This window comes from Pseudomonas sp. LBUM1647 (assembly GCF_059716175.1).
In genome coordinates this window covers 5,678,461-5,691,498 of record NZ_CP166809.1, presented here as the reverse complement: position 1 = coordinate 5,691,498, position 13,038 = coordinate 5,678,461, and the positions used below count along the sequence as shown (strand labels likewise).

Below are 13,038 nucleotides of genomic sequence, written 5' to 3'. Positions count from 1 at the left end.
TGTTCTGTTCCATTATTTGCGGGGCACTTCATGCAAAATTCAATCGGCGCACCAAAGCAGAGGCTCAGCCTCAGCGATCCAAAAGTGCGTGCGTGGCTATTTCAGATCATCACCATTGTGGCGGTGGTCTCGATGGGCTGGTATCTGTTCGACAACACGCAGACCAACCTTCAACACCGGGGCATTACCTCCGGTTTCAGCTTTCTGGAGCGCAGTGCCGGTTTCGGCATCGCTCAACACCTGATCGACTACACCGAATCGGACAGCTATGCCCGGGTGTTTGTCATCGGCCTGCTCAACACCCTGCTGGTGACCTTCATCGGCGTGATCCTGGCGACGATCCTCGGGTTCATCGTCGGCGTGTCACGGCTGTCGAAGAACTGGATCATTGCCAAGCTGGCGACGGTCTACGTGGAAGTCTTCCGTAACATTCCGCCGCTGCTGCAAATCCTGTTCTGGTACTTCGCGGTGTTCCTGACCATGCCGGGGCCACGCAACAGCCATAACTTCGGTGACACCTTCTTTGTCAGCAGTCGCGGCCTGAACATGCCGGCCGCGTTGACGGCGGACGGTTTCTGGCCGTTTGTGGTGAGCGTCGTCGTGGCCATTGTCGCCATCGTGCTGATGTGCCGCTGGGCCAACAAGCGCTTTGAAGCGACTGGCGTACCGTTCCACAAGTTCTGGGTTGGCCTGGCGCTGTTCCTGGTGATCCCTGCGCTGTGCGCATTGATCTTCGGTGCGCCAGTGCACTGGGAAATGCCGAAGCTGCAAGGCTTCAACTTCGTCGGTGGCTGGGTGCTGATCCCGGAACTGCTGGCGCTGACCCTGGCCCTGACGGTGTACACCGCGGCGTTTATCGCCGAGATCGTGCGTTCGGGCATCAAGTCGGTCAGCCACGGCCAGACGGAAGCGGCGCATTCGTTGGGGTTGCGCAACGGTCCGACCCTGCGCAAGGTGATCATCCCGCAAGCCCTGCGCGTGATCATTCCGCCGCTGACCAGCCAATACCTGAACCTGGCGAAGAACTCCTCGCTGGCGGCCGGTATCGGTTATCCGGAAATGGTCTCGTTGTTTGCCGGTACGGTGCTGAACCAGACCGGGCAGGCGATCGAGGTGATTGCTATCACCATGAGCGTGTACCTGGCGATCAGTATCAGCATTTCCCTGCTGATGAACTGGTACAACAAGCGCATTGCGCTGATCGAGCGGTAAGGAAAAGCGCATGACGACTCATACTTTCAAACCTGACATGCCGCCCCCGAACCGCAGCATCGGTGTCGTGGCGTGGATGCGCGCCAACATGTTCTCCAGCTGGCTCAACACCCTGCTGACCCTGTTTGCGTTCTACCTGATCTACCTGGTGGTTCCGCCGATCCTGAGCTGGGCGATCCTCGATGCCAACTGGGTCGGCACGACGCGCGCCGACTGCACGAAGGAGGGCGCCTGCTGGGTGTTCATCCAGCAGCGCTTCGGCCAGTTCATGTACGGCTACTACCCGACAGACCTGCGCTGGCGCGTGGACCTGACCGTGTGGCTGGCGGTCATCGGCGTGGCACCGTTGTTTATCTCGCGCTTTCACCGTAAAGCGGTATACGGGCTGAGCTTTCTGGTGCTGTACCCGATCATTGCCTACTTCCTGTTGCATGGCGGCCTCTTCGGTCTGACCACCGTGGCGACCAGCCAATGGGGCGGCTTGATGCTGACCCTGGTGATCGCGACGGTCGGTATTGCCGGTGCATTGCCGCTGGGTATCGTCCTGGCGCTGGGCCGTCGTTCGAACATGCCGGCAATTCGGGTGGTCTGCGTGACCTTCATCGAGTTCTGGCGCGGCGTGCCGTTGATCACGGTGCTGTTCATGTCCTCGGTGATGCTGCCGTTGTTCCTGCCTGAAGGCATGAACTTCGACAAACTGCTGCGGGCGCTGATCGGCGTGATCCTGTTCCAGTCGGCCTACGTGGCCGAAGTGGTGCGCGGTGGTCTGCAAGCGATTCCCAAAGGTCAGTACGAAGCGGCTGCAGCGATGGGCCTCGGTTACTGGCGCAGCATGGGACTGGTGATTCTGCCGCAAGCCCTGAAGCTGGTGATCCCCGGCATCGTCAATACCTTCATTGCGCTGTTCAAGGACACGAGCCTGGTGATCATCATCGGCCTGTTCGACTTGCTCAACAGCGTCAAACAAGCCGCCGCCGACCCGAAATGGTTGGGCATGGCCACCGAAGGCTATGTGTTCGCGGCCCTGGTGTTCTGGATTTTCTGTTTTGGTATGTCGCGCTATTCCATGCATCTGGAACGCAAGCTCGACACTGGCCACAAGCGTTAGGAGTTCTGTAATGAGCGAAGCAATCAAAAAGCCTGTGAGCCCTGAAGGCATTATTCAGATGCAGGGCGTGAACAAGTGGTACGGCCAGTTCCACGTGTTGAAAGACATCAACCTGAACGTTAAACAGGGCGAGCGTATCGTCCTGTGCGGCCCGTCGGGTTCCGGCAAATCCACCACCATTCGTTGCCTCAACCGTCTGGAAGAGCACCAGCAGGGTCGCATCGTAGTCGATGGCGTGGAGCTGACCAACGACCTCAAGCAGATCGAATCGGTTCGCCGTGAAGTCGGCATGGTGTTCCAGCACTTCAATCTGTTTCCGCACTTGACCATCCTGCAGAACTGCACCCTGGCGCCAATGTGGGTGCGCAAGATGCCCAAGCGCAAGGCCGAAGAAATCGCCATGCATTACCTGGAACGCGTTCGCATTCCGGAGCAGGCGCATAAATTCCCGGGGCAACTGTCCGGCGGTCAGCAACAGCGTGTGGCGATTGCCCGTGCCTTGTGCATGAAACCGAAAATCATGCTGTTCGACGAACCGACCTCGGCACTCGACCCGGAGATGGTGAAAGAGGTTCTCGACACCATGATCGGCCTGGCCGAAGACGGCATGACCATGCTCTGCGTGACCCACGAAATGGGCTTCGCCCGCACTGTGGCCAACCGCGTGATCTTCATGGACAAGGGCGAAATCGTCGAACAGGCCGCGCCGAACGACTTCTTCGATAATCCGCAGAATGAGCGGACCAAGCTGTTCTTGAGCCAGATTTTGCATTGATGCCAGACTGACTCGCAAAAACAAACCCGGCCTGGCGCCGGGTTTGTTTTTTGTACTTCTGGTAGTCAGGACACGGTGAGCGTTTCATGCTCCTTGTGCACTGTATCCTTGAACCCCCTCAAGTCCGCCCCTTCACCCAGGGTTCTCGCATCGGCGAGCAAGTGCGGATAGCGATCCAGCAGGCGCATCAGTAGCATTAACGCTTTCGGTGGAAGTACTTCGCCACGCTCGTAGCGGGAAAACGCGTTGTGTCCGCCTCCGGACAACAGCAGCACCGCTTCTTTTTGCGACAGGTGCAGTTTGCGGCGAATGCGCTTCATCTCGTTGCCGATCATCTGCCTTGCGGCTATGACCAGTTCATCACCTGCGTCTGCATAGCGCTCTGCACAACCGGGGTCGAATATCACTTCCCCACATGCCTGGCACTCCCACCCGGACAAATCATCGACCCGACGTTCCATTCCTTTGACGCTCATGGTTTCGCCGCGACCTTCGAAGTGCCTCATTCCCTCACGCGCTCCGCAACTGAAGCATTGTTTTGTATTCATGGGTTTTTCTCCTTGAAGGAGATCACCGGAGGTTCACCGCCTGAGCAATAAGTGACCTTGATGTAAATCTCCAGATCGTAAGAATTGATGTGGTAGACGTCTTGCCAGATTCGATGATCGTCATAGGTGGTCATCGACTTGTATAACATCTTGTTTTGCAACTCGAAAATGACTTCTTGCATTTCTGTGATGCTTAAACCGAGTTCCCAGCCGCTTTTCGTTGCGGTCTTGGTAAATGCTCCCTTCCCGAGCCGCCTGACATCCGCCTTGATCACCGCCAAGTCGTAATGGGGTGTGTTCTTTTCCATAAAAACCCATGCGCCCTATCCCTAAAATTACCCTTAAAGGGTAATTTTGACTAATCGAAAATCCCGCTCCATTCCTGCCTCTTTAACCCTAGGCGGTTGTCCTCTCGGACGAAGCTGACTAACATGTCAGAAAATTCATCCTATGATTGGATGAAAGGGCGAATCCTATGTCAGACATTTCTCCATTAATTAAACGATCCTTGGTTGATCAGGCTCTGGATCAGCTGCGACAGCGCATTAATCAAGGTATTTGGGTGGTTGGCCAGCGCCTGCCCACCGAACCCGAGCTGTCCGCCGAGTTGGGCATCAGCCGCAACACCGTGCGTGAAGCCATGCGCGTATTGGCGTTTTCCGGGTTGATCGAAATCCGTCAGGGCGACGGCAGCTATCTGCGGGCGGTGGTCGATCCGCTCGACACGATGAAGGCGTTGTCCCGTTGCTCCCATGAACAGGCCAGGGAAACTCGGCACATTCTGGAAGTCGAGGCCATCGGTCTGGCCGCATTGCGTCGTACCGACGAAGACCTGGTGGCATTGCGCGAGGCGTTGGGCGTCAGTGGCAGTCACTACCACGGCGATCTCGACATGTATATCGCCTGCGATCTGGTGTTCCACCGCCGCCTGGTGGACGCCGCACACAACCCGACCCTCAGCGAGTTGTATCGCTATTTTTCCAGCGTCATCGGTGCGCAGTTGCGCGAGACCCTGAACATTTCCCCTCGACGCCAAGAGGTGTTCGACCTCCATATCGAACTGCTTGATGCCGTCGAGCAACGCGACCCGGAACGGGCTAAAGCCCTGTCGAGGCAGTTGATCAATGAACCTTGAAACTGAGAAACCCATGTCCAGCCAGCAGGTCAATAAAAGCAGCATCCCCCAAGCCAAGCGCACGGCTGAGCTCGAAGAGCTGCTGATCGACGCGGAGGCGGATGACGAACAGGTCCAGCAAAGTCACCCGATCCTGCGGCGGCCGTGGCTGTTGTTGCTGGGCCTGATTCTGGTGGCGCTTAACCTGCGCCCCGCGCTGTCGAGCATGGCGCCGATGCTCAGCGAGGTTTCGAAAACCCTCGGTTTGTCGGCAGCCCAGGCCGGTTTGCTGACGACGTTGCCTGTGCTGTGCCTCGGCTTGTTTGCACCGCTGGCGCCCGTGCTGGCCCGACGTTTCGGCGCCGAGCGAGTGGTGCTGGGCATTCTCTTGATGTTGGCCGGCGGGATCATCCTGCGCAGTTCGCTCGGCGAGATCGGCCTGTTTGCCGGCAGCGTGCTGGCCGGCGCGAGCATCGGCGTGATCGGCGTATTGCTGCCCGGCATCGTTAAACGCGACTTTGCGAAACACGCGGGCACCATGACCGGCGTCTACACCATGGCCTTGTGCCTGGGGGCGGCGATGGCTGCGGGCGCGACCGTGCCGTTGAGCGAGCATTTCGACAAGAGCTGGGCCTTGGGCCTCGGTTTCTGGGTGGTTCCGGCATTGGTCGCGGCGATTTTCTGGTTGCCACAAGTCGGGCAGAAACACGGCGCGCACAACGTCGCCTATCGGGTTCGCGGTCTGTTGCGTGATCCACTGGCCTGGCAAGTGACGCTCTACATGGGGCTGCAATCTTCTCTGGCCTACATCGTGTTCGGCTGGTTGCCGTCGATCCTGATCGGTCGCGGCCTGACGCCGACTCAGGCGGGTCTGGTGCTGTCAGGTTCGGTCATCGTTCAGTTGGCGAGTTCACTGGCGGCGCCATGGCTGGCGACGCGTGGCAAGGATCAGCGTCTGGCGATCGTCATCGTCATGCTGCTGACCCTTGGCGGCTTGTTCGGTTGCCTTTACGCACCGATCGAAGGCTTGTGGGGCTGGGCGATCCTGCTGGGTCTGGGGCAGGGCGGTACGTTCAGTCTGGCGTTGACCCTGATCGTGCTGCGTTCGCGGGACGCCCATGTCGCGGCGAACCTGTCGAGCATGGCCCAAGGCTTCGGTTACACCCTGGCGTCCATGGGGCCGTTCGCGGTCGGCATCGTGCATGACTGGACCGGCGGCTGGAACGCCTTGGGCTGGATTTTCGGCATCATCGGCCTCGGGGCGATCATCGCCGGCCTCGGCGCCGGACGTTCGCTGTACGTCCAGGTCGTAAGCGAAAAGGTCTGACATCCGCACACTGTCGGTATTCGGCTCACGAATGCCGATAGTGTTTAGCGCCTTTGTTGACTATCGTGCAGGCAATCTTTTGAAACCACTTTGCAAGCGCAGGGAGCCTGTCCATGAGTGATGCCCACAACGCATTGATCACCCAGTTCTACCAAGCCTTCCAGCGCCTGGATGCTGAGGCCATGAGTGCCTGCTATACCGATGACGTGGTGTTCAGTGATCCGGCGTTCGGCGAACTGCGCGGCCGCGATGCCGGCGACATGTGGCGCATGCTCACCACCCGGGCCAAGGATTTTTCCCTGACGTTCGATAACGTGCGCAGCGATGAGCGCACGGGCGGCGCCCATTGGGTGGCGACGTACCTGTTCAGCCAGACCGGCAACACCGTGGTCAACGACATTCAGGCGCGTTTTGTTTTTCGCGACGGCAAGATTTGCGAACATCACGACAGCTTCGATCTGTGGGCCTGGTCCCGACAGGCGCTGGGTTTCAAAGGGTTGTTGTTGGGCTGGACGCCGGCGGTGAGAAACGCCGTGCGCGCTCAAGCCTTGAAGGGGCTGAAGGCATTCCAGGCCAGTCGCTGATAAGATCGCGGCTTGTTTCCTACAAGCCTTGATCGTCACGTGAACACCGCCAGCGAATCTTCCGTCATTGCCGCCGAACCGACGCTGCCTGTCAGCAAACCCTGGTTCGTCTACCTCGTTCGCGCGGCCAATGGTTCGCTCTACTGCGGGATCAGCGACGATCCCGTGCGCCGCTTCGCTACCCACCAGAGTGGCAAGGGCGCGCGCTTTTTTCTCTCCAGCCCGGCCGTGGCATTGGTGTACACCGAAGCCTGCCGCGATAAAAGCGAAGCGCTACGGCAGGAACGGTTGATCAAAAAACTCAAAAAAAGCGCCAAGGAATGCTTGGTGGCGAGCACCGCTGCGGGCTTATCAATCTGACTGATAAGTGCCCATCAGGCAGATAGGTGGGCTGCACATGGAATGCGCGCTAAGCTGCGGATTCCCTATTCGTGCGGCGGAGCCGAGCATGTCAGAGTTGATTCTTCATCATTATCCGACGTCCCCTTTTTCTGAAAAGGCCCGCTTGCTGTTGGGCTTCAAGGGGCTGTCCTGGCGCTCGGTGAAGATCTCGCCGGTGATGCCTAAACCCGATCTGACCGCGCTGACCGGCGGCTACCGCAAGACGCCGGTGTTGCAGATTGGCGCGGATATCTATTGCGACACGTCGCTGATCGCCCGCCGTCTGGAACAGGAAAAAGCCTTGCCGGCGTTCTTCCCGGAAGGTCAGGAAATGATCGCCGCGACCTTCGCCGCATGGGCGGATTCGGTGGTGTTCCAGCACGCGGTCAGCCTGGTGTTTCAACCGGAATCGATCGCCGTACGCTTCGGTAATATGCCTCCTGAAGCGATCAAGGCGTTCATTGCCGATCGCGCGGAGTTGTTCAGCGGTGGCAGCGCCACACGGTTGTCGGCTGAACAAGCCCGGCATCAGTGGCCGACCATCATGGCGCGTCTGGAGCAACAGCTTCAGCGCGAGCAGGGCGACTTCCTGTTCGGCGAGCCGTCGATTGCCGACTTTGCCCTGGCCCATCCGTTGTGGTTCCTCAAAGCCACGCCCGTTACGTCACCGTTGGTCGATGCTTATCCAGCGGTTTCGGCATGGCTGGGGCGCGTGTTGGGCTTCGGTCATGGAGCGTACAGCGAGATGACCTCCGAAGAGGCGCTGGAGGCTGCGCGCAATGCCACACCGGCCGCATTGCCGGATGAGCAATTCGACGAGCCGAATGGTTTTGAGGCTGGCCAGCAGGTGGTCATTGCCGCCATCGACTACGGCGTTGACCCGGTGGCAGGTGAGTTGCTGTTTGCAGGCAGTGAAGAATTGATTTTGCGTCGTGAAGACGAGCGGGGCGGCGTGGTGCATGTGCACTTTCCGCGGTTCGGGTTCCGCATCGAAAAGCGCTGATGGACTCACTCACACACACCTGTGGCGAGGGGATTCATTCCCGTTGGGCCGCGAAGCGGCCCCAGCGTTTCAATGGGCAAAACGCGTTCACAGGATTTACGACTGCTTCGCAGCCGAACGGGGATAAATCCCCTCGCCACAGGGATTGAGTGAGTCAGATGGATTACTTCAGGGCAGCGAGGATTTCATCCGGGTCATACCCGCGAATCAACGTCCCGTTCACATCGATGATCGGAATTCCGCCGCCACCCAGCGCCTCGTAGGCCTTGCGCGCCTCGGCATCCTTCTCGATATCGAATTCCTTATAGGGAATTCCCTTCTGATCGAGAAAGCGCCGCGTCAGTTTGCAGTAGCCACACCATTCGGTGGCATAGAGCACGACGTTGGCCTTGGCCTGAGTCTGCTCCGACACCACCTGCGCCGGATGGAACACCCGCTCGATCTTGCCCCAGTTCTGGTAGACCACGACCACCAGCAGGATCAGCAGGCATTTCTTCAGTACGCCGCCGAGCATCAGTTACGTCGCTTGAGCTGATCGGTGAGCTGGGTCGGCAGACCTTTGATGATCAGCGTGCCGGCTTCTTCGTCGTATTCGATCTTCGAGCCCAACAGGTGCGCCTCGAAGCTGATGGACAGGCCTTCGGCGCGACCGGTGAAGCGGCGGAACTGGTTGAGGGTACGTTTATCTGCCGGGATCTCCGGCGACAGGCCGTAGTCCTTGTTGCGGATGTGATCGTAGAAGGCTTTCGGGCGCTCTTCGTCGATCAGCTCCGAGAGTTCTTCCAGGCCCATGGGCTCGCCCAATTTTGCCTGGCTGCTGGCGTAATCCACCAGGGTTTTGGTCTTCTCGCGGGCGGATTCTTCCGGCAGGTCTTCGCTTTCGACGAAGTCACTGAAGGCCTTGAGCAGGGTGCGGGTTTCGCCGGGGCCGTCGACGCCTTCCTGGCAGCCGATGAAGTCGCGGAAATACTCCGAAACCTTTTTGCCGTTCTTGCCTTTGATGAACGAAATGTACTGCTTGGACTGCTTGTTGTTCTGCCACTCGGACACGTTGATCCGTGCCGCCAGGTGCAGTTGGCCCAAATCCAGGTGCCGGGACGGGGTCACGTCCAGCTGATCGGTCACTGCAACGCCTTCACTGTGGTGTAGCAGGGCGATCGCCAGGTAGTCGGTCATGCCTTGCTGATAATGCGCAAACAGCACGTGGCCGCCCACAGAGAGGTTCGATTCTTCCATCAGCTTTTGCAGGTGTTCCACCGCCACCCGGCTGAACGCTGTGAAATCCTTGCCGCCATCGAGGTATTCTTTCAGCCAGCCGCTGAACGGATGCGCCCCGGACTCGGCATGGAAGAAACCCCAGGCCTTGCCTTGTTTGGCGTTGTAGCTCTCATTGAGGTCGGCAAGCATGTACTCGATGGCGCTCGACTCGGCCAATTCGGAGTCACGAGCGTGGAGAACTGCGGGCGTGCCGTCGGGTTTTTTGTCGATCAGGTGGACGATGCAATGACGGATCGGCATGGGCTTCTCGGCTGATTGAAGAGAGGAGGGCGTGCTCCCCGAAAAAGCGCCCAGTGTACCGCAACCACTGGTTTTGGCGCGGCACGAAGGGCAATTCGTAGGTGTCCGACGGCGCTTATGCTGTTTTTTACAGTTTTAGAGCAATAAAGCTGACCAAATGGGTAGCTAGAGGCGGATATTTCCCCGTCTCTGTGCTAGTTTTGCCCGGTCTTACGCGAAGTCACTGCGTTAAGCGTGCATTCAGCATTTGTCAGGTCGAACCAAACCCTGATTTCGGTATCTATAACCCCGACTCGTCGCGGTTATGGCCGAGGGTGCCAGATCCAGAAGATCGGGCTCGATGGCTGACACTGCACTCTGCAATCCATATGAATTTGATAGGGAAGGAACACTACATGGCTCTTACTAAAGACCAACTGATCGCCGACATCGCTGAAGCTATCGACGCGCCAAAAACCACCGCGCGTAACGCTCTGGACCAACTGGGCCAAATCGTTGCCGATCAGCTGGAAAACGGCGGCGAAATCACTCTGCCAGGTATCGGCAAACTGAAAGTGACTGAGCGTCCTGCCCGTACCGGCCGCAACCCTTCGACTGGCGCTGCCATCGAAATCGCTGCCAAGAAAGTTATCAAGCTGGTTGTGGCCAAAGGCCTGACCGACGCTGTTAACAAGTAAGACGCAGTAAAAAAAGCCGTGCTCCGGAGTGATCCGGGCACGGCTTTTTTGTGTCTGCGATTCAGCGACTGACCCGCAACACCACTAAGTCAATGTAGGAGTGAGCCTGCTCGCGATGGCGGTGCATCAGTCGACATCATCGTTAACTGACACGCCGCCATCGCGAGCAGGCTCACTCCTACAGTTGATCTGCGGTGGTCAGTTACTCAGCTTTTACGAGCCCAGCGCTCACGCCAGACCTGCTGCTCGGATTTGGTCTGGAAGGTCCAGGCGACGAAGCGGCTTTGCTTCTGCCCCTGAGACATTTCCACGACCTGGCTTTCCAGTACGCCGGCCTTTTTCAGGGCCGTCTGGATCGCCGGCAGGTTGGAGGCTTTCGAGACCAAGGTGCTGAACCAAAGCACTTTGTGTTGGAAATGCGCGCTCTCGGCGATCAGTTGCGTCACAAACCGTGCTTCGCCACCTTCACACCACAATTCTGCCGACTGACCGCCAAAGTTCAGCACAGGCAGTTTGCGTTTTGGATCGGCACGGCCCAGCGCGCGCCATTTACGCTCGCTGCCCTTGGTCGCTTCGTCCATCGAGGCGTGGAACGGCGGGTTGCACATGGTCAGGTCAAATCGTTCGCCGGGTTCGAGCAGGCCCAGCAGAATGTGCTTGGGGTTGCTTTGCTGGCGCAACTGGATGGCTTTGTTCAACCCGTTGGACTGCACGATGGCCTTGGCGGCGGCCACGGCGGTCGGGTCGATTTCCGAGCCGAGGAAGTGCCAGCGGTAGTCGCTATAGCCGATCAACGGATAGACGCAGTTGGCGCCCATGCCGATATCGAGCACCTTGACCGGCGCGCCGCGCGGGATCTCACCGTCGTTGACGCTGGCCAGCAGGTCGGCCAGGAAGTGCACGTAATCGGCACGGCCCGGAACCGGTGGGCAGAGGTAGTCGGCCGGGATGTCCCAATGGGCGACGCCGTAGAACGACTTGAGCAACGCACGGTTGAACACCCGCACTGCGTCCGGGCTGGCGAAGTCGATGCTTTCCTTGCCGTACGGGTTGATGATCACGAACTTCGCCAGTTCCGGCGTGGTTTTGATCAGCGCCGGGAAGTCGTAACGACCCTGATGGCGGTTGCGCGGATGCAGGCTGGCCTTCTCGCGGGGTTCCACGGCTTTGGCCGGGGTCGCGGAATCAGGCTTTTTGCGCGCAGGTCTTGGAGTGCGGGGGGCGTTCATGGGCGTGGTCGATTCGGGTATGGCTAAAAGTGGCGGGTATTGTCCCACATCCGCTCCCTGAGCACCCAATTGCAAAGATCATCCATATCCCTGTAGGAGCTGCCGATGGCTGCGATCTTTTGACTTTGTTTTTTTAAACCAAGATCAAAAGATCGCAGCCTTCGGCAGCTCCTACAGGGAACTTGCGGTGTTTGGGGGCATGTGGCGAGCATATAAAGGGAGGCCGTTGCGGGCCTCCCTTTTTTCATTGCGATGTCCCGTCCTGAATAAGGTTTACACCTTCTGATCTGTTTTTCAGGAGGGTGTAATGGAATCAGCAAAAAGGCGTAGTCAGCGAGACTACACGCTGACCTTTAAATTGTCGGTCGTCGACCAGGTCGAAAAAGGCGAGCTGAGTTATAAAGAGGCTCAGGAGCGCTACGGGATTCAAGGCAAAACGACCGTTCTGACGTGGTTACGCAAGCACGGTCGTCAAGATTGGAGCCCCGGCACCTACATTGGCTCGCCGAGGATGGGGTCTATGCCCGACAAAAACCGACCATTAACGCCAGAGCAGCGCATCAAAGAGCTTGAAGAGCAGTTGGCGCTGTCCAATCAGAAAGCGCAGTTTTTCGAGGCGGTCGTGGACGTCTTGAAAAATGACTACGGTCTCTCTGTCGTAAAAAAGCGTCCCGGCAAGTCCTCACGCAAAAACGAATCCAAAACCTGAGCATCAGCAGGGCTTGCCAGTTTATGGGGATAAGCCGACAGGCTTACTACAAACGCAATCGCGCCGATGCTGCTCGTCTGATTCTGGATCAGAAAGTTGCCGATTTCGTTCAGCAAAAGCGCCTGCGGCAGCCGCGGCTGGGCACTAGAAAGCTGCATTACCTGCTGCAATGTCAGCCACTGCTTGAGCTGCAAGTAGGGCGAGATCGCCTGTTTTCGATTCTGCGCGAACGGCGTTTATTGGTAGCCCGTAAGCGGGCGTATCACAAGACAACCGACAGTCATCATCGCTTTCGACGCCATCCGAACCTGCTCAAACCGGGGCCTGAACAGGTTGTTCCCAGCGGCCCGGAACAGGTCTGGGTGGCTGACATCACCTATCTGCCCACTCAGGAAGGCGTGGCCTATCTGAGCCTTGTGACGGATGCTTTTTCGCGAAAGATCGTGGGCTATCACGTCCATGAAAGCCTGCACACCGAGTCGGTCGCACAGGCGCTGCGCCGGGCGGTGAAGCACCGTCGAACGGAGCAGCCACTGGTTCATCACTCGGACAGAGGCAGCCAGTATTGCTCGGGAATGTACCAGGAACTGCACGCAAAATACGGCATCAGGTGTTCGATGACGGACGGCTACGATTGTTATCAAAACGCGCTGGCAGAGCGGGTAAACGGGATATTGAAGACGGAGCTTTTGCTCCAGCGACCACAGGATTTAACGCAGGCGAAGAAAATGGTGAGCGAGTCGGTATCGATCTACAACCGCGAGCGTCCGCACCTGTCGTTGAAATACAAAACGCCCGATGCGATGCATCGGGCGTTGGGGTGAAACAGGTGTAAACCTATTTCAGGACTAGA

General features: G+C 58.2%; 14 protein-coding genes and 1 pseudogene. 10 read left to right on the top strand and 5 right to left on the bottom strand.

What is annotated here, in order from left to right:
• Positions 1 to 30: 30 nt before the first annotated feature.
• From ACA059_RS26245 to ACA059_RS26235, 3 genes are read left to right on the top strand one after another with little or no spacing between them, the layout of a single operon-like run.
• Entirely contained in the window at positions 31 to 1,212 is a 1,182-nt protein-coding gene (locus tag ACA059_RS26245) for an amino acid ABC transporter permease (protein ID WP_497631526.1), read from the top strand.
• Positions 1,213 to 1,222: 10 nt separating this feature from the next.
• Positions 1,223 to 2,320 (top strand): amino acid ABC transporter permease, encoded by a 1,098-nt coding sequence (locus ACA059_RS26240; protein WP_497631525.1) that lies wholly within the window; start codon positions 1,223 to 1,225, stop codon positions 2,318 to 2,320.
• Between the two features lie 10 nt (positions 2,321 to 2,330).
• Entirely contained in the window at positions 2,331 to 3,095 is a 765-nt protein-coding gene (locus ACA059_RS26235) for an amino acid ABC transporter ATP-binding protein (RefSeq protein WP_008147575.1), read from the top strand.
• A 65-nt stretch (positions 3,096 to 3,160) separates the two neighbouring features.
• Here ACA059_RS26235 and ACA059_RS26230 read toward each other — a convergent pair whose 3' ends face one another.
• Positions 3,161 to 3,643: a type II toxin-antitoxin system MqsA family antitoxin gene (locus ACA059_RS26230; protein WP_497631524.1), complete on the bottom strand. Its 483-nt coding sequence runs from the start codon at positions 3,641 to 3,643 to the stop codon at positions 3,161 to 3,163.
• Entirely contained in the window at positions 3,640 to 3,951 is a 312-nt protein-coding gene (locus ACA059_RS26225; protein WP_497631523.1) for a type II toxin-antitoxin system MqsR family toxin, read from the bottom strand. The genes ACA059_RS26230 and ACA059_RS26225 overlap by 4 nt, the downstream gene beginning before the upstream one ends.
• A 167-nt stretch (positions 3,952 to 4,118) precedes the next feature.
• Here ACA059_RS26225 and ACA059_RS26220 point away from each other — a divergent pair, with 167 nt between their 5' ends.
• The 5 genes from ACA059_RS26220 (at position 4,119) to ACA059_RS26200 (ending at position 8,052) form a co-directional block, all read left to right on the top strand.
• Positions 4,119 to 4,778: a FadR/GntR family transcriptional regulator gene (locus tag ACA059_RS26220; protein ID WP_497631522.1), complete on the top strand. Its 660-nt coding sequence runs from the start codon at positions 4,119 to 4,121 to the stop codon at positions 4,776 to 4,778.
• Positions 4,768 to 6,084: a CynX/NimT family MFS transporter gene (locus ACA059_RS26215; RefSeq protein ID WP_497631521.1), complete on the top strand. Its 1,317-nt coding sequence runs from the start codon at positions 4,768 to 4,770 to the stop codon at positions 6,082 to 6,084. The genes ACA059_RS26220 and ACA059_RS26215 overlap by 11 nt, the downstream gene beginning before the upstream one ends.
• A gap of 113 nt (positions 6,085 to 6,197) precedes the next feature.
• Positions 6,198 to 6,668, top strand: a complete 471-nt coding sequence (locus ACA059_RS26210) for a nuclear transport factor 2 family protein (RefSeq protein ID WP_123365717.1) — start codon at positions 6,198 to 6,200, stop codon at positions 6,666 to 6,668.
• Between the two features lie 39 nt (positions 6,669 to 6,707).
• Positions 6,708 to 7,028, top strand: a complete 321-nt coding sequence (locus tag ACA059_RS26205; protein WP_497631520.1) for a GIY-YIG nuclease family protein — start codon at positions 6,708 to 6,710, stop codon at positions 7,026 to 7,028.
• Between the two features lie 88 nt (positions 7,029 to 7,116).
• Complete coding sequence (locus tag ACA059_RS26200; RefSeq protein ID WP_497631519.1) at positions 7,117 to 8,052, top strand: glutathione S-transferase family protein; 936 nt, start codon at positions 7,117 to 7,119, stop codon at positions 8,050 to 8,052.
• 163 nt (positions 8,053 to 8,215) lie between these two features.
• Here the strand turns inward: ACA059_RS26200 and ACA059_RS26195 are convergent, their stop codons facing one another.
• Together ACA059_RS26195 and yejK are read right to left on the bottom strand one after the other, a co-directional pair.
• Entirely contained in the window at positions 8,216 to 8,566 is a 351-nt protein-coding gene (locus ACA059_RS26195) for a glutaredoxin family protein (RefSeq protein WP_497631518.1), read from the bottom strand.
• The gene (gene yejK, locus ACA059_RS26190) at positions 8,566 to 9,570 is read right to left on the bottom strand and encodes a nucleoid-associated protein YejK (protein ID WP_008147593.1); all 1,005 of its coding nucleotides are present in this window, start codon (positions 9,568 to 9,570) and stop codon (positions 8,566 to 8,568) included. The genes ACA059_RS26195 and yejK overlap by 1 nt, the downstream gene beginning before the upstream one ends.
• Positions 9,571 to 9,965: 395 nt before the next feature.
• Here yejK and ACA059_RS26185 point away from each other — a divergent pair, with 395 nt between their 5' ends.
• The gene (locus tag ACA059_RS26185) at positions 9,966 to 10,247 is read left to right on the top strand and encodes an HU family DNA-binding protein (RefSeq protein ID WP_007905514.1); all 282 of its coding nucleotides are present in this window, start codon (positions 9,966 to 9,968) and stop codon (positions 10,245 to 10,247) included.
• A gap of 206 nt (positions 10,248 to 10,453) precedes the next feature.
• Here the strand turns inward: ACA059_RS26185 and rlmF are convergent, their stop codons facing one another.
• The gene (gene rlmF / locus ACA059_RS26180; RefSeq protein WP_056743581.1) at positions 10,454 to 11,476 is read right to left on the bottom strand and encodes a 23S rRNA (adenine(1618)-N(6))-methyltransferase RlmF; all 1,023 of its coding nucleotides are present in this window, start codon (positions 11,474 to 11,476) and stop codon (positions 10,454 to 10,456) included.
• A 307-nt stretch (positions 11,477 to 11,783) separates the two neighbouring features.
• On the opposite strand from rlmF, the pseudogene ACA059_RS26175 reads away from it, so the two are divergent.
• Positions 11,784 to 13,037: pseudogene (locus tag ACA059_RS26175) on the top strand (IS3 family transposase).
• Position 13,038: the final 1 nt, after the last annotated feature.